Origin of the sequence: Halomonas sp. RT37 (assembly GCF_040070525.1) — a bacterium.
In the GTDB taxonomy this organism is placed as follows: Bacteria; Pseudomonadota; Gammaproteobacteria; order Pseudomonadales; family Halomonadaceae; genus Halomonas; species Halomonas litopenaei.
This window is the reverse complement of record NZ_CP098827.1, coordinates 3,519,750-3,542,314: the sequence shown is the minus strand read 5'-3', so window position 1 is coordinate 3,542,314 and position 22,565 is coordinate 3,519,750. Positions and strand designations below refer to the sequence as shown.

Below are 22,565 nucleotides of genomic sequence, written 5' to 3'. Positions count from 1 at the left end.
ATATGCAATCAGGTCCTGACACCATTGGCGCCTTTCGTAACAGGCTCGACCAGTCCGACGCCGAGGCGCTGGACTGGTGGCACGAGTGTACGGCAACAATCGAACACAGCGAGGCCTCGGTAGGGGCCTGGGAGGCGCTCGCCGAGTCGCCGCCGGCGCTGGATCCGGCGCTGGCGGATCGCCCCCTGTACGGTGTGCCGGTGGGCATCAAGGACATCATCGATACGGTGGACCTGCCGACAGCCTGGGGAACCGGCGGCTACCTGCGTTCTGCCGGCGCGCTGGTCGATGCGTCCCTGGTCACCCTGCTCAAGCAGCAGGGCGCGCTGATCATGGGCAAGACGGTATCGACGGAATTCGCCTATTTCACCCCGGGCAAGACCCGCAATCCCCACGATGAAGCGCGTACGCCGGGCGGCTCATCCAGTGGGTCCGCCGCCGCGGTGGCGGCGGGCATGGTGCCCATCGCCTTCGGCACGCAGACCGCCGGCAGCATGATTCGTCCGGCCAGCTATTGCGGCGTCTATGGTTTCAAGCCGACGTTCAATACCCTGAGCACCGCAGGCGTCAGGGGCTTCGCCCCATCGCTGGATACCCTCGGCTGGTTTGCGCGCAGCATCGGCGACATCTGTACGGTATTCACCAGTCTGACCGGTGCGGCCGAGATCGCCCCGCAGCAAAGCCTTGCCGGCGTTCGCATCGGCACCTTCAGCCTGCCGGCAGGCCAGCCACTGGCGCCCGACGTGCAGAAGGTGATTGCCGACGCCGAAGCGCTGGCGAAAGAGGCCGGTGCCGAGATCGTGCCGCTGGCGCTCGGTGATGACTTTGAACAACTGGTCGAACATCAGCGGGTGGTCATGGCCTACGAGTCCGCGGGCACCCTGGCCAGTGAGTACGACCGATTCGCGGATCAGATGGGCCCCAAGCTGGTCGAGCTGATCGAAGAAGGGCGCAACATCAGCTGGATGCGCTACTGCGAGGCAATGCGTGCCGTGGCCAGTGTCCGGCAAACGCTGACGCAGATCTTCGACACCCAGGTCGATGCGATCCTGGCAGCCAGCGCCACGGGCGAGGCGCCGTTGGGGCTGGAGGCCACAGGCGATCCACTCTACTGCCGTGCCTGGACCCTGTTGGGGGTGCCCTGTCTCAACCTGCCGATCGGGCAGGGCAGCAATGGCATGCCCATCGGTGTGCAGTTGATCGCCGATCGCTGGGCCGATGAGCACCTGCTTTCGCTGGCATCCGGTCTGGTTGGCGGGCTCAAGCCCGTGGCCGTTGCCGAACGGGAGCCAGCGCTGTCGGCTTGATGCCTGGCGTCGCTCGCACTGGAGCCATCGCTCGTCTGCCTGTACGCAAGCGCTACGGGCGACGAGCGTGGTCGGCCCCCTGTGTGGCCGACCACGCCGGCGCTCGGCCCGGGTCGGCGCAGTGTGCATGGGGCTCGGCGTCGGGACGAGCCTACGGCTGCCGGGCCCCTCAGGACGTACAGATCCACAGTATCCGCGCCGGCTCGTCACCGACCGATATCACCGCGTGGCCCATCTGGCTGTCGAAGGACATGCTGTCGGCGACCTTGAGCCGGGTCGGCTCGTAGTGCTCCGTCCATACCTCCACTTCACCCTGCTGCACCACGATCTGCTCATGTCCGGTGTGGCGCTGCAACTCGCCGAACTCCTCGATACTGGTGTTGAGCACCGTCGTGGAAAACACCAGAAAGTCCTTGGCCACCATGTCGTTGCACAGAAGCTCGAAGCGATAGTTGGGCGTCTCGACCACCGGCCCCTGGCCCGCCCGGGTCAGGGTGCGCCAGCCGCTCAGGGCGCTGCGTTCGTTGTGATAGAAGAGTTCGCTGACATCTACCTCCAGGGCGGCGGCCAGCTTGACGATCACGTCGTAGGTCGGGGATAGCCGGCCGTTCTCGATACGCGAGATGCTGGCGGCGGAACTGCCCGAGGCCTCGGCCATCTGGGCGATGGTCAGGCCCCTATCGCTTCTGAGTGCCTTCAGGTTGGTGCCGATGGAACCTGCCTTGCGCGGACGCTCCCTGACGCGTGGAGGCGGGGTGACGGTGTCGCTCATGCTGGTCTCCGACGCCTTTGTCTCGAATTTTTCAAGAAAAAGCGTTGATTGTTGGTCTTTTTTTATAATTTTGACTGAATATTGCGTATATGCAATCCTCATTCACGAACGCGACAATAGCAAGGTGTGTGCGTGTGAGCGGGCGCTCCGGCGTGATCCCGGGGTTGCCAAAGCGCTTGCCAGCACGGTCATTGCGCTCCTAGGGCTTGTCTGAAAAGTGCCTGCGCTCGGTAATACGGCGTTAAAAATCGGATCAAAATGCTCATTTACACCCCGTAAACTGCGCTTTCTCACCGATTTTTGCCTTGTCTAACCTTCGCTCGTCGACTTTTCGGACAGCGCCTAATTTCCACAAGAAAATCCAATGGGGATAATAATGTACAAACTGAATCGACTGGCGGGCGGTGTCGCCCTGGCGGCCGCGCTGGCGGGTGCCTCGCTGAGTGCAAACGCCGAGGAAATGAACTGGAAGATGGCCACTCCCTGGGGCGGCGGTCCCTGGCTTGAGCGCGATGCCCAGACCTTCGCCGACTATGTCGACCAGCTGACGGCCGGCGACATCGCCATCGAGGTGTTCCCCGGTGGCACCCTAGGGGGCGCGCTGCGGGTCACCAATACGGTCAAGGCCGGGGTGGCCGAGGTCAGCCACAACTACGTCAACTACGACTACGGCACCGATCCCACCGCGGCGCTGCTGGCCGGGCATTCCAGCGGCCTGACGCCGGAAGAGTTCATGATGTGGATGTACGAGGGCGGCGGCGTGGAGCTGTATGAAGATTTCCGCCGTGACGTCTTCGATGTGGTGGCCTTCCCCTGTTCGATTCTGGGCACCGAGATCTTCCTGCACTCCAACAAGAAGGTCGAGACGCTGGAGGACTTCCAGGGTCTGCGCCTGCGCACCTCCGGCGCCTGGGCCGAGATCGCCTCTCAGCTGGGTGCATCCACCGTGGTCATGGCGGGCAGCGAGATCTACAACGCCCTGGACCGTGGCGTGATCGACGCCGCCGAGTGGGGTAGCCCCGAGATGAACAAGCCCACCGGCTTCCAGGACGTGGCGCAGTACGTGATCCTGCCTGGCGTGCACCAGTCGGGTGGCTTCCTCGAGTGCCAGGTCAACCAGGACGCCTGGGATGCGCTGAGCGCCGAACAGCAGGAGCTGCTGCGTCTGGCCGGCAAGCTAAGCGTGTTCGACTCCTGGCTCGCGAGCTCCTACGCCGACCTCGAGGCCTACCAGGAGCTGGTCGACGGTCCCAACGAGATCGTCCAGCTGGATCAGTCGTTCATCGACGCCATCTATGAAGAAACGCGCAAGTGGGAAGACGAGAACGCCGAGAGCAACGAGTGGTTTGCCCGGGTGCTCGAGTCCCAGCGTGAGTTCAAGGCCAGCATGACCAACTGGCAGCAGTATCGCCTGCCGATCGGTGCCATGGGTCGCGACTGACCACACGTCTTGCGGCCCGGCCAGACAGCAAGAGCTAACCCCCTTGCTGCCTGGTCGGGCCGCTGTCTTTACCACCACCTGTGGGCAAACGAGATGAAGCTTATTCACGCTATCGAGCGGCTGACCCGCCTGGCGGGAGGGCTGGGCGCCATGCTGACCTTTCCGCTGATCGCGGCCCTGGTCTATGAGGTGTTCAGCCGTTACGTGCTGGGCCGCCCGACCCTGTGGGCCTTCGAGGTCAGCTACATGGTCATGGGTGCCATCTTCATGCTGGGCATGGCCAACGCCCTGCGCCTGGGCCAGCACGTCAGCGTCGATCTGTTGACGTTGCGCTGGTCGGATCGCACCAACGCAGCGGTGCGCCTGGTCGGCTACCTGCTGTTTCTGCCGGTGCTGGGCTGGCTGGTGTGGGAGCTGGGGCAGTATGCGCTGGAGGCCTTCGCCTCGAACGAGCGCTCTGGCCGCTCGGCCTGGAACCCGGTGATCTGGCCCGTATTTCTGACCTGGTGGGCCGGCTTCGTGCTGCTGGCGCTGCAGGTCGTGGCCGAGATCCTCAAGGCGGTTCATATCATGCAAGGGCGCACGCCCGAACAGGGGGGCGCGGCATGAGCGACTATCTTGCGCTGGTGATGTTCCCGGCTTTGATCGGTTTCATCATCGCCGGCTTTCCGATCGCATTTTCAATGATTCTGGTGGCGACGCTGTTCGGCATCATGCAGTTCGGCGACGCTGCCGCCTATCAGTTGCTGACCAAGATCGAGGACACCGCCTCCAATTCGATCCTGGCGGCGGTGCCGCTGTTCATCTTCATGGGCGCCATGCTCGAGCGCTCCGGTATCGCCGAGCGGCTGTTCACGGCGATCCACTTCTGGACCCGTCGGCTGCCGGGGGGACTGGGCGTCGGCGCGGTGGTCATGGGGACCTTGTTTGCCGCGGCCAGTGGCGTGGTCGGTGCCACCGAGGCGGTGATTGGGCTCTTGGCCATCCCGGTCATGCTCAAGCATCAGTACAGCAAGTCGCTGATGTCCGGCACCATCTGTGCCAGCGGCTCGCTGGGGACGGCGATCCCGCCGTCTATCACGGTGGTGGTGCTGGGCCCGGTGGCCAGCGTCTCGGTGGGGTCGCTGTTCAGCGGCCTGATGTTCCCGGGCTTCCTGATGGCGCTGTTCTTCTTGCTCTACATCGTGCTGATCGCCTACTTGAAGCCGGAGATGGCACCGCGCATGGCGCAGGATGACGCCGAGCGGGCGACCCTCGGCGAGAAGCTCAAGATGACCTTCGGTGCGCTGCTGCCGACCATGGCGCTGATCATGACGGTGCTCGGCACGATCTTGCTCGGCATCGCCACGCCGACCGAGGCGGCCGCCTGCGGCGCCCTGGGATCGGTGGTACTGGCGCTGGCCTATCGCAACCTGACCCTGGACGTGCTGTGGAACTCGGCCAAGCGGACCTTGAATATCTCGGCGATGATTCTGCTGATCGTGCTGGGGGGTAATATGTTTGCCGGGGTGTTCTTCGCCGCCGGTGGCATGGCCACGGTGCAGTCGCTGTTGATGGACACCGGCATGAGCCCCTGGATGATCCTCGGCATGATCCTGCTGATCGCCTTCCTGGCCGGCTTCGTGCTCGACATGATTTCGGTGGTGTTGATCGTCATCCCGGTGGCCATGCCCATCGTGCGTGCACTCGGCTTCGACGAGATCTGGTTCTGCGTGGCCTTCCTGGTGGTGATGCAGACGAGCTATCTGACGCCGCCGCTGGCACCGTCGATCTTCTACCTCAGGGCGATCACGCCGCCGGAGGTGACGCTCAAGCACATGTACATCGGGGTGGTGCCCTTTATCGTGGTACAGCTGGTGGTGCTGGCGCTGGTACTCAGCTTCCCGTCGCTGGCGCTGTGGCTACCCGAGCAGTTGAGTGGCCCCTCGTGGAAATGACCCCGGATACTGAAAAAGGAGACGCCCCCATGAAGGACACCGACACCACCGTCGACAACGGGGCCTACCTGACCCGCGAGGCGCTGATGTCGCTCAGTCGCCGCGTGCTGGAGCACCAGGGCTTCAGTGCCGAGCAGGCCAGGGCCCTCGGCGAGACCCTGGTGGCGGCGCAGATGGACGCCAGTCACTCCCACGGGCTTTACCGTCTGCTGGGGATCGTCCAGACGCTGCGCCAGGGCGCGGTGGTCGCCGACGCCGTCCCGGAGGTAGAAGACGTGGCCGCCGGAGTGGTGCGGGTCGATGCCGGCGGGGGCTTTTCGCCGCTGGCCTTCGAGCTGGGGCTGCCGCTGCTGGTGGACAAGGCCCGCGACGCGGGGGTCGCGCTGATGGCGATCAATCACTGCGTGCATTCCACCGCCCTGTGGGTCGAGCTCGAGCGGCTGACGGAACAGGGCCTGGTGGCGATCGCCTGTAACCCCACCCAGGCCTATATGGCGCCCCACGGCGGCAGTCGCCCGCTTCTGGGCACCAACCCGCTGGCCTTTGGCTGGCCCAGGCCAGGGCGCGAGCCGCTGGTGTTTGATTTTGCCACCAGCGCCATCGCCCGGGGCGACATCGAGTTGCATCGCCGTGAGGGCAAGCCGATCCCCGAGGGCTGGGGGATCGATCGCGACGGGGCGCCCTGCACCGATCCCGAAGAAGTACTGGATCACGGCGCCATGCTGCCGTTTGGTCAGCACAAGGGATCGGCACTGGCGCTGATGGTCGAGCTGATCGCCGGCCCGATGATCGGCGACCTGCTGAGCGTCGAGTCCAGCGAGCACGACGCCGGTCGCGCAGGGCTTCCGTACCACGGCGAACTGATCATTGCCATCGACCCGGCGCGCACCGCAGGCGCCGCCAGCGAGGCGCACATGGCCAGGGCCGAGCGGTTGTTCGACGATCTTTTGGGCCAGGGCGCACGCTTGCCGGCCCAGCGTCGTTACCGTGAGCGGGCGCTGAGTGAATCCCGTGGCGCCTGGGTGCCCCAGGCGCTGCTCGATGATATCGAGGCGCTGCTGGAGTGAGGTGACACGGGGCGCCTTAGCCGAAGGTGTCGCCACCCGACCGAAGGTACATGAGGCTTACACGAAGTCATTGCCGCGCCTCTAGGACGCGCCGTGATCATTTCCTACGCTGGGGTACGGTTGGGCAGCGACGCCCGACCGAGAGCTCATTTGTTCGAAGCGAGGGCATGTCATGGCAATGACAGGGACGTTATTGGTGATGCTGGCATCGCTGCAGTGGGGGCTCGCCGGCGGTTTCGGCAGCCTGCTGTTGCAGCGCGACTGGACGCCTGAGGCGGTGTCCTTCTGGCGGGCGCTGGTGGGAGTGGGTGTGATGCTCGTATGGCTGGCGCTGTCCTGGTGGCGGCGCGGGCGACCGACGGTCAACCGCCGGATGGTGATGTGGGCAATGCTCGCCGGGTGCGGTATCGCCGCCAACTTCACCTTTTACTTCATCAGCATCAGTGAGAGCAGCGTGGCGGTGGCGGCGACCCTGATGTACAGCGCGCCGATCTTCGTGTTCGTGGTGTCCTTCCTCACCGGGGCCGAGCGTCCGTCACTGGTGCAGTGGCTGGCCATGGCGGTGGTGATGGGCGGTATCGTGCTGTTGACCGGCATCTATCGCGCCGATGCCGGGGTGGTGACGCCGTTCGGCATCGCCGCCGGTTTGCTGGCAGGCGTCGGTTACGCCTTCTTCATCTTCGGCTTTCGCTTTGCGGCATTGCATGGCTCGGCCACGGCGGCGCTGCCGATGGCGCTGGCCACCGCCGCCCTGTTGATCCTGCCGCTGGCGGATTTCTCGACACTGGCCTCGGTGCCGGCGTCCGCTGACGTTTCGTTGTTTCTGCTGGTCGGTGTGCTGGGCGGCGCGCTGTCGTTCTTCTGCTACGTTGTCGGCGTGCGCTATACGCTGCCGACCATGGCCTCCATCGTCGCCATGGTCGAACCGGTCACCGCGACCTTGTTCGGGCTGTTCGTGCTGGACGAGAGCCTGACCCTGCCTCAGGTCGGGGGCATGCTGCTGATTCTCGGCGCGGTGACCGGTATCAGCCTGCTCAAGCACCGTGCGGCGACAGCCTCAGAGTAGGCAAGTCGCCTCGATAGCACAGACGTCGTCGGCGCCACGGTCGTCACCGTCTGCCGACCTGGCAGAGACGATTCCTGCGAGGGGGGCTGCGGGCCTTGAGCCCGGCGCCCGGGCTACTCCAGTCCGATGTTCTTGGCCGGGAATTTCTCGAAGGTGGCGCGATGGGCGCCGGCTTCGGCCACCATGGACGCTTGCCAGGCGTTGCGTCGGTGGCCGACGGTCATCTGTTCCTTGGGGTCGATGTAGAGATTGAACAGCCAAGGGGCCAGGGCGGTCCTTTCCACCGTCGCCATGTCGATCCAGCGCAGGCCATCGTCGGCGCGCACCACGGCGGTATGCATCTTGTACTCACGCATGCGCAGGGCGGTGAACTGGTTGCCCAGCCACATGTAGACCTGCTCGCGGTGGGACTGACCGTTCTCGGTAAGCAGGAAGGACGTCTGGTCGATGCCGTCGATGTAGCGGTCCTGAGGGATGCCGTCTTCGGCGCCGCCCAGGGTGGCGAAGGTATTGAACAGGTCCATCAGATCGAACAGGCCGTCGGAGCGCTGGCCGGGCGGGATCATGCCCTTCCAGTAGGCGATGCCCGGGACCCGCACGCCGCCTTCCCAGGTGGTGCCCTTGGCGCCACGGAAGGGGGTGTAGCCGCTGTCCGGCCAGCTATCCATCTGGGGCCCATTGTCCGAGGTGACGAAGATGAAGGTGTTCTCCAGCTCGCCGCTGTCTTCCAGCGCCTGAACGATGTCACCGATATAGCTGTCGACCTCGACGACGGCGTCCTTGTAGGGATACTTCGATGGACTGGCGCCGCGAAACGCCTCCGATGGCCAGTTGTCGGCGTGCACCTTCATGAAGGCGTGGGTGATGAAAAAGGGCGCGTCCTGCTGCGACAGCCGCTGGATGCTGTCGACGGTGTAGTCCCTGAGTCGGGCGTCACCCTCGGCCATGTCCTCGATGGAGCTGACCTGGCTGACCACCTCGGTGGTGCCGTCGGCGAGGCCGTGGATCAGGTTGTCATCGGCCTTGATCCGGTCGTAGCGCTCAAGCTTGTCGTCATCCAGTACCAGGTCGGGATAGCGACGCTCATCGAAGCGCTGGGTGTACTCCTTCTGCGCGCGATAGTAGCCGTAGAACTCATCGAAGCCCACATCGTGGGGGCGCATGCCTTCTTCTTCCCCGATATGCCACTTGCCCACCAGCAGACTGTAGTAGCCCTGGTTCGACAGCAGCCTGGCAATGGACGTCTCGCCTTCCCATGGATTCACGCTGACGCTGTCGCCGGCAAGGATCGGGCGGATCAGTCCGGTGCGTACCGGCAGACGGCCGGTAAAGATGGCCGCACGTGTGGGCGTGCAGGTGTACTGCGAATAGGTCGACGTCAGCATCAGGCCTTCATCGGCCAGCCGGTCCATATGCGGGGTGGGGGCGCCGACGGCCTCGCCACCACCGAAGGCGCCGGGGTCACCGTAGCCCAGGTCATCGACGATAAACAGCAGGATATTAGGCTTCTGGCCCGCGCGGGCCTCGAAGTCCGCCAGTGCCTGGGCGGCCGCAGCCTGCTGCTGGGGGGTGGGGAATGGCCGGTTGGCGATGGTCGTTTTCCGCCACCGCCCGGGACAGCGTGCTGGCCATGGCGATGGGGGCCTTGGCCGCCAACAGGCCTGCCGACAGGGCCACGGTCAGCATTGTCGCAGCGATGGAAGTCCTCATTTTCCACTCCATGTGTCGGGCCCAGGGAAAGAAAAGAGCCGCGGTGCCAGGGGAGACATGTGATCACTGAAGCAGGACGCTGTCTGGCGCCTGATGTCTTCCCGGTATCCGTCGGGTGGTGCCAGGATGTGCAGCATTGGCGTGTTGCTCGGGCGTGGTCGCAGTGTGGCGAGTGAGGTGGGAGGGCGCCATCCCCCGAAAGGCATAACGGCCTGGGCTCCATCGCCAGGCGGGTGCTTCCTGATCTTGCCCAACAAAAGTGGACACCGGTCTATGCGATCATTCGAGCTTCGAAGGCTGCTGGGCTGATCATCCCAATGGCGCTGTGGTGGCAGTGACAGCGGCGCAGACAGCGAACAAGCGCTGGCCCTGAGCGTCGCCGGTGCCGGCGACACCACCCTGGAGCGCATCGGCCAGGAGGCCGCGCTGCTGGTGGAGTAGGCAGTGGAGTAGAGAGTGGAGCAAGCGGTCGAATAGGCCGTGGAGCAAGTGGTGGATCACTCCAGCGAAAGTCCCCTTCGATCACCCGGCCCTTGGCCGGGTGATGTTTTTTGCATAGCGACGAGCCTCCCTCGAGTACGAGACGCCTCGGCTATCTCGCATCGCTACGAGCGCTCCCAGCCCTCTCTCCCAGCCCCCTCCCAGCGACAGGGCCGTGCACTGCATCCTGCAAGCGCAGCAACTATCGGCTGTTCTTCGGGCGGTGATCTCGACCCACAACATCAGCACTTGAATTCGGCCAATCGGGGTTTTTATCAAAAGGTGATAATTTTTTGTTATGGCGTTATAGCGACGTGCGTAAAGGCCGGCGTGTACTCGCTTATGGAAAGATGGAAGTGTGGTTTTTGTTTTTTCAGTTGTCGAACTGACAAGGGAAGAAAATCGTGACGTAAAATCTAGAGTGTTTTGTGTGATTGTTCGCAGTCATCATTGCCCGAGGCGTGGAATAAGCATGCAAAATTGTGCTTAATCGATTGTTTAGTCGCTTGATGGCAGCGACCTTGGTATTTATTTATACAGTAAAGTGTCGAATTATCAATCATTTAAAAATTTGTGAATTTTTTATCACAAAGTGTGAATTGGTGGATGAGGCGTTTTCTGACGCGCAATTATCTGTTTTATAAAAAAGAAATTTTTGATGTCGGAAAACAAGGAGGCTTCGAGTGATAATGATGTTCGTCAGTCCAGTGTCGAGAGCGAAAATCAGTGCCTAGGTTTAGGGCAGACGCAGGAATAAAACCGAGCTTGTTGCCTTGTTTTCGTTGTTTGCCGCCACCAACCGGTGGCGAGGACGCTCCCATGAATACCGACACCGAAAGAGCCAATGCCAGCGCCACTGCGCTGATGAATACCCGCGGCGTGGATGCCCCCATCACTCCCGAGACCGACGATGATCCCGCCACCGGTCCCGACAAGGCCGTGGTCGACGAGGATGGCCTGGCCGGCGGCATCCACGGCGGTGTCAGGGATGCGCTCACCGAGCAGACCGTGGAGACCGGCGTCTTGGGTTACGACGCTGGCGATGACGGTCTGGGCGGCTTCACTTGGCACACCGATGGCCTGCCGGCGCTGACCAGCGGCGGCGACCCGGTGAGCTGGAGACTCAATGGCAATGGTCGCTCGCTGGTGGGGTTCGACGGCAACGGCGATCGGGTGATTTCGGTGCAGCTTACGGATGTGGCGAGCGGCAGCTACAAGGTGGCGGTGGCACAGCCGCTGGATCACACCTACGCCGGCATCGAGGACGATCTCAACTTCAGCGTGGGCTATACCATCAGCGACGCTGATGGCGACAGCGCCGACGGTGTATTGCGCGTCACCGTGGATGACGACAGTGGCCGGGCCAACGACGACATCGCCACCACCACCATTGGCACTTCGGTGACGCTGGATGTGCTGGACAATGACGCCTTTGGCGCCGACGGGAGTGGCGGGGTGGTCGCGGCCAGCGTCCAGGGCGGGGCGAGCGTCGGCAGTGTCAACGTTAATGGCGACGATACTCTGACCTTCGTGCCGGGGGACGGCTTCACCGGTAGCGCCCTGATCGACTACACCATGCAGGATCGTGATGGCGACGCCAGTGACGGCCAGCTTACTGTCACGGTCGAGGGGCAGCGCAACGATGTCCCGACCACCCCTGAAACCGATGGTGACCCGGCCACCGGTCCGGCCAAGGCCGTGGTCGACGAGGATGGCCTGGCCGGCGGCATCCACGGCGGTGTCAGGGATGCGCTCACCGAGCAGACCGTGGAGACCGGCGTCTTGGGTTACGACGCTGGCGATGACGGTCTGGGCGGCTTCACTTGGCACACCGATGGCCTGCCGGCGCTGACCAGCGGCGGCGACCCGGTGAGCTGGAGACTCAATGGCAATGGTCGCTCGCTGGTGGGGTTCGACGGCAACGGCGATCGGGTGATTTCGGTGCAGCTTACGGATGTGGCGAGCGGCAGCTACAAGGTGGCGGTGGCACAGCCGCTGGATCACACCTACGCCGGCATCGAGGACGATCTCAACTTCAGCGTGGGCTATACCGTCACCGACCGAGACGGCGACAGCGCCTCAGGCGTGCTGCGTATCACCGTGGACGACGACAGCCCGCAGGTCAGCGACGGCAGCGCCACCACCGGCACCAAGACACCGGTGACCGTGGACGTGCTGGCCAATGACGCCTTCGGTGCCGACGGGAGTGGCGGGGTGGTCGCGGCCAGCGTCCAGGGAGGGGCGAGCGTCGGCAGCGTCAGCGTCAATGGCGACGATACCCTGACCTTCGTGCCTGGCGACGGCTTCACCGGTAGCGCCCTGATCGACTACAGCGCCAGCGATGGCGACGGCGACACCAGTGAGGGGCGGCTTACCGTCACCGTCAGGGACCCGCAGGGGAATGGTATCCCCACCACCCCCTCCACGCCGCCCTGGGTTCTCCTCGACGAGGACGGTCTGGTTGACGGTATAGGTGGTGGTCCTGGCGATATTCCTGACCCCGCTGGCACTTCTTACAATGGTCAACTGGGCTATGACTTCGGCGATGACGGGCCTGGCAGTTTTACCTGGCTGACCGAGGACCTGCCGACGCTGACGAGTCGGGGATCTTCGATCGATTGGCAGCTCAGCGACGACGGTCTTGTGCTCAGGGGCGCTGCCGATGGGCGTACGGTAATACGGTTTGAACTCACCGATGTCCTCAGCGGGGACTATCAGGTGTGGTTGGAGCAGTCGATGGACCATGACGATGCCTATGTGGAAAGCAACATCGACTTCGATATTGGTTACCGGATCACCGATGGCGACGGTGACAGTGCCGCAAGCAAGATACAGGTACGGGTAAACGATGATAGCCCCTTCGCCGTGGCCAGCATGGAAGCAACCATCGAGAGTGGCTCCAAGGTATTTTTCGGCAATGTACTGCGCTTCTCCAGGTCCGGTGCCGACTATGGCCTCGACTTCAGCGTCGAGGTTCAGGGGGGTGACGCGGTCGGCAGCGTCAGCACCACCAGCGCAGGATTTTTCTTCACGGCCCATCCCGACTTTACGGGAATCGCCACCGTCTACCTGAACGTCATCGACGGTGACGGCTCCATCGATGTGGACGATGTTTCCATCACAGTGGAGAGCAATGTCGATACCGGTGACTACGCCAGGGCCAACTCGAGTCTCACCCCGGTTGTCGTCGCTGAGGACGGTCTGGCGGACGGTATCACCGATGGCGGTGATGACGCCCCCGGTGAGTCCAGCATCCAGTCGGGATCGCTGCCCTACGACTTTGGCTCCGTGAGTGTCCTCGAAGCCGAGGCTCAGGACGACGTCCTCGGCAACGCTTTGGACAACGCCCAGACGGACCGGCTGGCGCTGTCGGAATTGCTTGATGACGAGAGCGACGAGGAGGTATCGGTCTGGCTGCCTCCGGAACAGGACCAGACCGACAGCGTAGGCCCCGCGTCGGCAGGGGGCAGTGGTGGAGGCAGTGGTGGCGGCATGGACAGCGGCGCAGATAGTGAACAAGCACTGGCCCTGAACGGCGCCGGTGCCGGCGACACCACGCTGGAGCGCATCGGCCAGGAGGCTGCGCTGCTGGTGGAGTAGGCAGTGGAGTGGAGTAGAGAGTGGAGTAGAGAGTGGAGTAGAGAGTGGAGTCAGCGGTGGATCACTCCAGCGAAGATTCCCTTCGATCACCCGGCCTTTGGCTGGGTGATGTCTTGTCGGCTATCGCGATATTCTTCGCGTCTTTTTGTGTCGATAAACCGGCTGAAACGCTGCCTCGACGTCTTGATGATTGATGGATGTTTTTTCTGTCGTGTGATCAATGTTGATCGATCAATATTCCAAAAGGTAGCGGTGACCGACAAGGTGGACTGTTGGCTTTTATAAGCCAGGGCAGCGCCGGCGTTGATCCGACCTACGGAACTGTGTTGTTTCGAGTTTTTCGATGCCGGAATCTCATGTTTTAAAATCGCTGGAAAAACAAAAAGGTTTATTTTTCAGTTGGTAACGAATTTCGTGAATTTTCTTTCGTGTGGCTTTTGGTGCGAAGTGGTTTTTTGCTGATTCGCAAGTGTCGGTTTTTTATGAAAGTCGCGTTTGGTGCCAGATATCGAGGAGTAATGGGGCGAAAAGTGGTGGCCACCAGTCCAGTGTCGAGGTCGGTATCGACCGCCTAGCTTCAAGGAGTCATACGCGAATTTCGACCCACCCAAGGACAGGAGACTGTCATGAACACCGATTCCGAAACAGACAATGTGAGCACCTACACCTCGATCGACAGTCCACACGACCATACCCCGACCGCCGGTCTGATCAGGTCGGTGGTTGACGAAGAGGGCCTGCCCGGCGGCATTCGAGGTGGCGTAGGCGACGCCTTGACTTCCCAGAGCTTTACCGCCGCTCGTTTGAACTATGACGTCGGCAACGACGGCGTGAGCTCCTTCACCTGGCACACCGCCGGGCTGCCGTCACTAACTTCCGGCGGCGTCCCGATCAATTGGCAGCTCAGTGGTAACGGTCGTTCGCTGGAAGGTTTCGACGACAACGGTGACCGCGTTATCTGGATACTGCATGGCCCTGAAACGGCCTATTACAAGTTGTTTGTCGAAGGTCCGCTGGACCACCGCAGCGGTACGTTTGAAGACGATATCAAGTTCGCGGTGGGCTACACCGTCACGGATGGGGACGGCGACAGCGCTGACGGAGCTGTGCAGATCATCATCGATGACGACAGCGGAATCGCCCATGACGACAGTGCCACTACCGCCAGCGGCACGCCGGTGCGTGTGGATGTGCTGGCCAACGATGAGCATGGTGCCGATGGCCCGGGCGATGTCATCAGGGCCAGCGTTCAGGGTGGTGCTGGCGTCGGCAGCGTCACCATCAACCCCGACAGCACCCTGACCTTCGTCCCGCACCAGGGCTTCGCCGGTGACGCAGTGATCGACTACAACGGCACCGATGGCGACGGTGATATCACCTCGGCGTCACTGACGGTCGATGTGATGGCGGGCCGGGAAGATGGTGAACTCTATGTCGGTGACAATGGGGACAATCATGGGTCGACCGGCCCGGGTGATGACGTCCTGATCGGCGACCTGGGCGGCAAGCAGGGATTGATTGCGTCAGGTGTCGACTACAATATCTCGATCCTGATCGACGAGTCCGGCAGCATGCGCCAGCCGTCCGGCACCGATGGTCTGACTCGGCTCCAGCTATTGCAGCAGAACGTCAATCTGTTGCTCACACGTCTGGCGGGTCACGACGGAAATGTGGACGTACAAGTGGTGCGTTTTGACGACAAGGCGCATTCACCCAGAGCGGTCGATGGTCTGAACGAACATAACGTGGCTGGCCTTATCGCTTACGTCAACGGTGCGGCGGCCCAGGGCTCCACCAACTATCAGGCAGCCCTCTCCGCCGCCAGAAAATACCATGTCGCAAAGGAAGATGAAGGTGACGGGTCGCTGACCCTGTTCCTGACCGATGGTCTCCCAACCGCCTACCGGGAGGGTGGACACATCGTGGAGAGCGATGTGGCGGGGGCCTTTACCCCTGTCCACAAGGCGTATCAACAGTTCCTTCAACTCGGTCGGCTGTCCGAGGTGCATACCTTCGGCATCGGTGAAGAGGTCGCGGGGGAGCCGGATCCTGCGGGTCTGCTGCGCAAGGACTATCTGGACATCTTCGACAATACCGAGACCCAGGGGGCTCGCACCATCACCCTGCAGGACGGCACCGAGTGGACGTCACCCGCCGGTGAGTCGGTCATCGTCAACACCCAGGAGGTACTGAACGCCGCGCTGGCGCAGGGTGGCCCCGACGCACCGCTCGAGGTGCTCGGTGACGATGTGCTTGCCGGCGGGGTGAAGGCCGATATTCTGTTTGGCGACACCGTCAACTCCGACCACCTCCGCTGGAGAGACGGCGATACCAACGAGAGCTTTGCCGCCGGCAGCCACGACGGCCTCGGCTACGAAGGGCTGACCGAGTACCTCAAGTGGTCGGTTCACCATGGCAATGGCGCCGAGGCGAGCGACGCAGAGATCATTGCCTATATCCAGGACCACTACCGGGAGCTGATGGATACAGACCGTGTCGATGGCGGCAACGACACCCTGCTTGGGCAAGGGGGGCGCGATGTGCTGATCGGCGGTGGTGGTGACGACGTGCTGATCGGCGGTCGCGGTGGCGACGTGATGTGGGGCGGCTTTGGCGCCGACACCTTTGGCTACGAGGCGGGGGATGCGGGCAGTGTGCGCAGGCCTGCAGAAGACGAGATCAAGGACTTCACCCTGGGCAACACCGCCCGCAACCCCGAGGCAGACCGGCTCGATCTGTCTGATCTGCTCGATGACGCCCGTGACCACCAGGTGTCGGACTTCCTGCACGCCAGTCAGGAGGGGGACGATACCGTCATCGCGGTCAAGTCCGATGGTGGTATCGGCGCACACGGCGCCGGCGCCGATCAGTTTATCGTCCTGGCCGGCGTGCGCATGGGCGGAGCATCCAGCGACGCCTTCCTCGATCGATTGATCGACCATGGACAGCTCGAGGTGGAATAGGCGCTGGCCCATCCGCCGGCGCATGCTCACGCATGCGTCGGCGGATGGCGAGAGGGTCGTCGCTTCACTAGGTGTCGTTGACGTCGCCTGAAGGGCGCCTGACGCTGCCGCGCAGCATCGGCGTGACCGGCAGGGTGATCTGCTGTGGTGGGGTGTCCGGCTGGTCGATCTGGGCCAGCAGCAATTCGGTGGCACGCATGATCATGGTCTGTACCGGCTGCTGCAGGGTCGTCAGCGAGTGGCTCGGCCAGGCGGCCATGGGCACGTCGTCGAAACCGATGACCGAGACGTCCTCGGGCACCTTGAGGCAGAACTCGCTCTGGATGACTTCCATGGCGGCGATGGCCATCAGGTCGTTGGCGGCAAACAGGGCGTCGGGCGGGGTGGTGCTGGCGAACAGCAGACGGGTGGCCTGGCAGGCGCTGGTGTATTGATAGTGGCCGATGCCGCTGTCGTGAAGGGCTGCCCCCATGGAGGCCAGGCCCTCGACAAAGCCAGCGCGACGCTGGATGTCGGTGGAGGAGTCGACCAGGCCTGACAGGTAGGCGATGCGGCGATGGCCCAGCGAGACCAGGTGGCGGCCCGCCCAGTAGCCGCCCTGGAAGTTGTCACAGGCGACCTGGCTGATGCCCGCGTAGTCGACCGTACGGTTGATGATCACCACCGGAATGCCGTAGTCGCAGACCAGAGCCGCCTGGTCGTCATTGAGGGTAATCGCCAGCATCAGGATGCCTTCGACCTGGCTTCTCAGGATGTCGTCGAGCACGTCATCGAAGCCGTCGCTGCTGGACGCCGAGAATAGCAGCAGGTGGTAACCCTGCTGCTTGAAGAAGCGGGACGCCTTTTCCAGCATATAGCTGTAGAAGGGATTCTCGAGGCTGTAGACGACCACCGCGATGGTGCGACTCGATCGCGTGATCAGAGAGCGGGCGATGGTGTTGGGCCGATAGCCCAGTTGCCGCGCCGCTTCCATGACCTTCTTGCGGGTCTTGTCCGACACCTTGGCATCCGGCGAAAAGGTCCGGCTGACGGCAGACTGCGAGACCCCGGCAAGACGGGCGACATCGTGTGAGGTGACGGATTTCTTTTTCATCGAGTCATGTCGTGTCGGGTGGCAGAAATGGCCGGCGATCACGCCGGCTCGACAGGCTCCAGAGACGCATAGGCGGCGATCTTGTCGGTGTAGACGCTGGCATTGTCGCGCACCGACTGTATCTCGTCCTCGGTCAGTTCTCTGACCACCTTGGCTGGACTGCCGACGATCAACGAGCCAGGGGGAAAGCGCTTGCCCGAGGTGACGAGCGCGCCGGCGCCGATGATACATCGATCACCGATGTCGGCACCGTTGAGTACCGTGGCATTCATTCCCACCAGCACGTCATCGCCGATGCGGCAGCCGTGCAGCATGGCCAGGTGACCGACCGTGACCTGGCGTCCCATGGTAACCGGATAGCCGGGGTCCGAGTGAACCACACAGCCGTCCTGCAGGTTGCTGTCGTCTCCCACCACGATAGGCGCATTGTCGCCACGAAGCACGGCCCCGGGCCACACGCTGACGCGCTCACCCAGGCGTACGTCGCCGATCAGCGTGGCCTCGTCGAACACCAGCGCGCTGGCGGCGATATCGGGGGCCTTGCCCCCGAGTCGATACAGGGTCATTGCCCGTCTCCCTAGAAGCCGACCTGGTCGGCGCCCTTGAGTCCCAGCATCTGACGCGCTTCGTCCGGTGTCGCCACCTCAAACGACAGACCCTCGAGGATCTCGCGCACCTTGGCGACCTGGCTTGCGTTGGTCTCGGCCAGCTTGCCCGGGCCCAGCCACAGCGAATCCTCGAGCCCGACCCGCACGTGTCCCCCCATGGCGGCGGCCTGGGCGGCGATGCGCATCTGGCTGCTGCCGGCGCCCAGCACCGACCACTCGTAGGCGTCGCCGAACAGCCGGTCCGCGGTGCGCCGCATGTGGATCACGTCCTCTGGGTGAGGACCGATGCCACCGAGGATGCCGAACACGCTCTGGACGAACACGCGGCCGCCGATGACGCCGCGGTCGAGCAGGTTGCGCAGGGAATAGAGGTGTCCGATGTCGTAGCACTCGCACTCGAAACGGGTACCGTTCTCGGCGCCCAGGGTCATCGCCTTCTCGATGTCGGCGAAGGTGTTCTTGAACACCAGGTCGCGACTGTTCTCCAGGTGCTCACGCTCCCACTGGTGCTCAAGCGACGCGTAGCGGTCGAGCATCGGGAACAGCCCGAAGTTGATCGAGCCCATGTTCATGGAGGCAAGCTCGGGCTTGAACTCCATGGCCGGGCGCATGCGCTCCTCCACCTTCATGTGCGGACTGCCACCGGTGGTGAGGTTGATGACCGCGTCGCAGGCGTCCTTGATGCGGGGCAGGAAGCGCTCGAACATGGCCGGGTCCTGGGTCGGCTTGCCGTTGTCGGGATCACGCGCATGCAGGTGCAGAATCGAGGCGCCGGCCTCGGCGGCGGCGATGCCTGCCTCGGCGATCTCTTCCGGGGTGACCGGCAGGTGCGGCGACATGGACGGGGTGTGGATCGCGCCGGTGACCGCGCAGGTGATGATGACCTTGCGTTGCTTTGCCATGGGTCGGGTCCTTGAATGATGGATAGGCGGGTAAGGTGGGACAGTGGCTGGTCTGGGTCCGTCGTTGGCCCGGGTCAATCGTTTGTCAGCGACTGCTGGTGGGCGATCAGCGCCATCAGGCGTCGGTCGCGCCAGGCCTGTCGCTCGCCTAGGCGCTGGGCCGGCAATTGTTGACGGCGCTGCTGGTCGAGTGCCGCCAGGGTCGTGGTTTGCCAGGGATCGTCGTCACCGCGCTCGCGGTCGACGTCGCGATACAGCGGCCCATAGCGGTTGCCATAGTCGACCACGCCGTCGGGCGCATTGAGGTCGATGGTCTCGAAGGGCCCCATGAACGACCAGCGCAGGCCCAGCCCGTGCTTGACCGTCTTGTCCAGATCCTCGGCGGAGCACACCCCGTCTGCGAACAGTCTCAGCGCCTCGTTGAGCAGGGCGCCTTGCAGGCGATTGAGCACGAAGCCAGGGACTTCCTTGTTGACCAGGATCGGTGTCTGCCGGGCCTGCTCCAGCAGCGCCATGGTGGACGCCACCGCGGCTTGCCCGGTGGCCGGCGCCGGCACCACTTCCACCAGCGGGATCAGGTAGGGCGGATTGACCGGATGGGCCACCAGGCAACGGTCAGGGTGATGGAGGTGATCGGTGAAGCGCGAAGCGGCGATACCGGAGGTCGAACTAGCCAGCACCGTGTCCTTGGCCACCACGGCTTCAAGGTCGCTGTAGATGCGCCGCTTGGTCTCGACATCTTCCGGCCCGCACTCCTGCACGTAGCCGACCCCGGCCATGGCCGATGCCAGGTCGCTGTCGTAGCGGATACGCGACATCGCCCGCTCCGGGTCCTCGATCAGCCCCGCCTGGTGGAGGTCGTCGAGGGAGGTGGCGATGGCGTCGCGGGCCCGTTCGAGCGCCTCGTCTGCGGCGTCATGCAGGCGCACGTCGATGCCGGCTCGGGCGAACACGATGGCCCAGGCGCGGCCGATCAGGCCGGCGCCGAGAATACCTACGGGTCTGGTCATAAGGAGGCTTCCGTGGTCACAGGGATTCGACGTTGGCGCAGACGCTGAGTGCCTGGCCGCTGATGTTGGTGCCCCCCGGCGCCGCCAGGAACAGTGCCATGGCGGCGATATCGGTGGGCTCGACCATGCGACGCATGGAGATCTTCGACAGGTTCTCCGTTTCCATCTCGGCGTAGCTGATGCCGCGCTTGGCGGCACGGTCCTCGATCACCTTCTCGATGCGTGGCCCGCGCACGATGCCCGGGAGGATGGCATTGACCCGCACGCCGTCCGGGCCGAGCTCGCAGGCCAGGCTCTTGGTCAGGCCGACCACCGCCCACTTGCTCGCGGCGTAGGGCGTGCGGTAGGCGAAGCCAAGCCGTCCGGCCACCGAGGCCAGGTTGACCAGCAGTCCCTGGCTTTCGCGCAGCAGCGGCGCGGCGCGGTGGGCGACGCGGTACTGGCCGTTCAGGTTGATGTCGATGGTCTGGGTCCAGCTTGCGTGATCGATCTCGTCGATGCCCGCGGTGGGGCCGGCGATCCCGGCGTTGTTGACCACCACATCGAGACCGCCGAGTGCGCGGGCGTCATCGAACAGGCGGGCGACCTCGTCCTCGCGGCTGACGTCGCAACGGGTATGGGTGATGCCGTCTGGCAGGGCGGCCAGGGCCTCGCTGTCGATGTCGCAGACGTGGACCCTGGCGCCGGCCTGGACGAAGGCCTCGGCGATGGCCAGGCCGATGCCGGAGGCGCCGGCGGTGACCAGCACGCGCAGTCCCTGGCGCGGGGTGAGGCTTTCAACGACGTTCATGGTGTTCTCCTTGTGTGGGGTCACAGCGACGGCAGCCAGGTGGACAACACCGGCAGCAGGCTGATGATCAGAAGGTTGGCGAGCACGATCGCGACAAAGGGCATGACCGCCCAGGTCAGACGAGCAATGCCGATGTTGGTGATCTGGGAGGCGACGAAGAGGTTGAGCCCGACCGGCGGGGTGAACATGCCCATGGCCAGGTTGACCACCATGATGATGCCGAAGTGGATCGGGTCGAAGCCGTAGCTCACCGCGATCGGCAGCAGGATCGGCACGAAGATCAGGATGGCGGCGGCGGCCTCGATGAACATGCCGGCCAGAAGCAGCAACAGGTTCGCCAGCAGGATGAACAGAAGCGGGCTGTCGATGGCCGAGATCACGAAGTCCGAGATCATGTCGGGGACCCGCAGGCTTTGCAGGATGCGCCCATAGAGCCCGGCGGCGCCGATGATGCTGAGCACCACCGCGGTGGTCACGGCGGATTGCTTGAGGATGCCGACCAGGCTCGCGAACTTGATCTCGCGGTAGATCAGGGTGCCGATGACGAAGGAGTAGGCGACCGCGATGACGGCGGCTTCGGTGGGCGTAAAGACACCCCCATAGATGCCACCGAGGATGATCACCGGCATCAGGATGGCCAGAATCGCCTTTTTACCGGCGCGAAAGACGTCGCCGAGCGAGCTTTTTTCTCCGCCGCCAAGTCCATTGGCACGGGCAAAGAAGTAGGCAAACACCAGCAGGGTCAGGGTCACCAGGATGCCCGGCAGAATACCGGCGATGAACATGTCGCCAACCGAGACGTTGGCGGCGATGCCGTAGAGAATCAGCGGGATGCTGGGCGGGATGATCACGCCGAGGGCGCCGGAGGCGGCCTGGTTGGCGGCGGCGTAGCCACCGGGATAGCCCTTGGACAGCATGGCCGGAATCAGGATGGCACCGATCGCGGCGGTGGTGGCGGCGCCGGAGCCGGAGATCGCCGCGAAGAACAGCGACGTGACGATGGCCACCATGGCCAGGCCGCCGGTCATGCTGCCCACCAGGGTGTTGGAAAAGTCGACCAGGCGCTTGGAGATGCCGCCACCCTGCATCAGGTAGCCCGCCAGGATGAAGAACGGGATCGCCATCAACGGAAAGGAATTGACCGAGGCCAGCATCTGCTGGGCGACGATCAGCATCGGCATCAGGTCGCCATGCCAGACGGTAATGGCCGAGGCCAAGCCCAGCGAGAAGGCGATGGGGACGCCAAGAATGAACAGTGAAATCAGCAGGACGAACAGTAACAGTGCCATGGTCAGTTCACCTCCTGATGGTGGTGGACCGGTTGGCCCAGGGCTTCGTCGATCAGCAGGCCGAGGCTATTGACCATGATCACGATGCCGCCTGCCGGGATGGCGAGGTAAGGCCACATCATCGAAATACGGGTGCTGGGGGCGGTCTGGCTGGAGACCCGGCCGACCAGCTCGAAGCCGTACTTGATCATGACGTAGGCGAACACCGCCGAGCACAGCACAACCAGGATGCGCATCAGGCGGCCCACGCGTTCGCCGCAATACTCCAGCACGATGTCGACCGAAATCAGGGTGCCCTTGCGGTAGGCGTAGCCGGCACCGATAAAGGTCAGCCAGAGCATCGAAAAGCGCGCGATCTCGTCGGAGAAGAACAAGGGACTGCCGACCACGAATCGGGCGAAGACTTGCCAGAAGATCAGTACGGTCATGACCAGCAGCAGCAGCGCCAGGCCCCAGCCGATCAAGCGGTTGAAGTGCCCGATCCCGACGTTGACGAATTGCAGGAAGGATTGCATGGGATGCCTCGCAGG

At 63.5% G+C, this 22,565-nt stretch carries 18 protein-coding genes; 8 read left to right on the top strand and 10 right to left on the bottom strand.

The genetic code is table 11. The features are described 5' to 3' along the window. Nucleotides 1–2 precede the first annotated feature (2 nt). Nucleotides 3–1,307, top strand: a complete 1,305-nt coding sequence (locus tag NFG58_RS15375; RefSeq protein ID WP_348826896.1) for an amidase — start codon at nt 3–5, stop codon at nt 1,305–1,307. A 169-nt stretch (nt 1,308–1,476) separates the two neighbouring features. Here the strand turns inward: NFG58_RS15375 and NFG58_RS15370 are convergent, their stop codons facing one another. Continuing rightward, the gene (locus NFG58_RS15370; protein ID WP_185696385.1) at nt 1,477–2,079 is read right to left on the bottom strand and encodes an XRE family transcriptional regulator; all 603 of its coding nucleotides are present in this window, start codon (nt 2,077–2,079) and stop codon (nt 1,477–1,479) included. A gap of 376 nt (nt 2,080–2,455) precedes the next feature. On the opposite strand from NFG58_RS15370, the gene NFG58_RS15365 reads away from it, so the two are divergent. The 5 genes from NFG58_RS15365 to NFG58_RS15345 all read left to right on the top strand — a co-directional run bounded on the left by NFG58_RS15365 (nt 2,456) and on the right by NFG58_RS15345 (nt 7,590). Then, nucleotides 2,456–3,520, top strand: a complete 1,065-nt coding sequence (locus NFG58_RS15365; RefSeq protein ID WP_348826895.1) for a C4-dicarboxylate ABC transporter substrate-binding protein — start codon at nt 2,456–2,458, stop codon at nt 3,518–3,520. Between the two features lie 93 nt (nt 3,521–3,613). Then, nucleotides 3,614–4,129 carry a TRAP transporter small permease subunit gene (locus tag NFG58_RS15360; RefSeq protein WP_108133679.1) on the top strand — a complete coding sequence of 172 codons (516 nt, stop codon included), beginning with the start codon at nt 3,614–3,616 and terminating at the stop codon, nt 4,127–4,129. Then, nucleotides 4,126–5,457, top strand: coding sequence for a TRAP transporter large permease subunit (locus NFG58_RS15355; RefSeq protein ID WP_045992516.1), 1,332 nt, complete (start codon nt 4,126–4,128; stop codon nt 5,455–5,457). Before NFG58_RS15360 ends, NFG58_RS15355 begins: the two co-directional genes overlap by 4 nt. Before the next feature lie 29 nt (nt 5,458–5,486). Further along, nucleotides 5,487–6,524: an Ldh family oxidoreductase gene (locus NFG58_RS15350; protein WP_348826894.1), complete on the top strand. Its 1,038-nt coding sequence runs from the start codon at nt 5,487–5,489 to the stop codon at nt 6,522–6,524. Nucleotides 6,525–6,696: 172 nt separating this feature from the next. Beyond that, entirely contained in the window at nt 6,697–7,590 is an 894-nt protein-coding gene (locus tag NFG58_RS15345) for a DMT family transporter (protein WP_261392059.1), read from the top strand. 113 nt (nt 7,591–7,703) lie between these two features. On the opposite strand, the gene NFG58_RS15340 is transcribed toward NFG58_RS15345, so the two are convergent. Next, entirely contained in the window at nt 7,704–9,065 is a 1,362-nt protein-coding gene (locus tag NFG58_RS15340) for an arylsulfatase (protein ID WP_348828142.1), read from the bottom strand. Between the two features lie 25 nt (nt 9,066–9,090). Beyond that, nucleotides 9,091–9,300, bottom strand: a complete 210-nt coding sequence (locus tag NFG58_RS15335; RefSeq protein ID WP_348826893.1) for a hypothetical protein — start codon at nt 9,298–9,300, stop codon at nt 9,091–9,093. Between the two features lie 1,299 nt (nt 9,301–10,599). On the opposite strand from NFG58_RS15335, the gene NFG58_RS15330 reads away from it, so the two are divergent. Continuing rightward, complete coding sequence (locus tag NFG58_RS15330) at nt 10,600–13,380, top strand: cadherin-like domain-containing protein (protein ID WP_348826892.1); 2,781 nt, start codon at nt 10,600–10,602, stop codon at nt 13,378–13,380. Nucleotides 13,381–14,006: 626 nt separating this feature from the next. Beyond that, nucleotides 14,007–16,343 (top strand): type I secretion C-terminal target domain-containing protein, encoded by a 2,337-nt coding sequence (locus tag NFG58_RS15325; protein WP_348826891.1) that lies wholly within the window; start codon nt 14,007–14,009, stop codon nt 16,341–16,343. 67 nt (nt 16,344–16,410) lie between these two features. Here the strand turns inward: NFG58_RS15325 and NFG58_RS15320 are convergent, their stop codons facing one another. From NFG58_RS15320 to NFG58_RS15290, 7 genes are all read right to left on the bottom strand, one after another. Next, the gene (locus tag NFG58_RS15320) at nt 16,411–17,436 is read right to left on the bottom strand and encodes a LacI family DNA-binding transcriptional regulator (protein ID WP_045992521.1); all 1,026 of its coding nucleotides are present in this window, start codon (nt 17,434–17,436) and stop codon (nt 16,411–16,413) included. A gap of 38 nt (nt 17,437–17,474) precedes the next feature. Continuing rightward, a complete protein-coding gene (locus tag NFG58_RS15315) occupies nt 17,475–18,002 on the bottom strand; it encodes a gamma carbonic anhydrase family protein (protein ID WP_108133685.1) in 528 nt (175 codons plus the stop codon). An 11-nt stretch (nt 18,003–18,013) separates the two neighbouring features. Continuing rightward, complete coding sequence (locus NFG58_RS15310; protein WP_348826890.1) at nt 18,014–18,946, bottom strand: 3-keto-5-aminohexanoate cleavage protein; 933 nt, start codon at nt 18,944–18,946, stop codon at nt 18,014–18,016. Nucleotides 18,947–19,020: 74 nt separating this feature from the next. Continuing rightward, nucleotides 19,021–19,956, bottom strand: coding sequence for a 3-hydroxyacyl-CoA dehydrogenase (locus NFG58_RS15305; protein ID WP_348826889.1), 936 nt, complete (start codon nt 19,954–19,956; stop codon nt 19,021–19,023). A 16-nt stretch (nt 19,957–19,972) separates the two neighbouring features. Then, nucleotides 19,973–20,746 carry an SDR family oxidoreductase gene (locus NFG58_RS15300; protein WP_108448356.1) on the bottom strand — a complete coding sequence of 258 codons (774 nt, stop codon included), beginning with the start codon at nt 20,744–20,746 and terminating at the stop codon, nt 19,973–19,975. 20 nt (nt 20,747–20,766) lie between these two features. Beyond that, nucleotides 20,767–22,035: a TRAP transporter large permease gene (locus NFG58_RS15295; RefSeq protein ID WP_045992526.1), complete on the bottom strand. Its 1,269-nt coding sequence runs from the start codon at nt 22,033–22,035 to the stop codon at nt 20,767–20,769. Between the two features lie 2 nt (nt 22,036–22,037). After that, complete coding sequence (locus NFG58_RS15290; RefSeq protein WP_348826888.1) at nt 22,038–22,550, bottom strand: TRAP transporter small permease; 513 nt, start codon at nt 22,548–22,550, stop codon at nt 22,038–22,040. Nucleotides 22,551–22,565 lie beyond the last annotated feature (15 nt).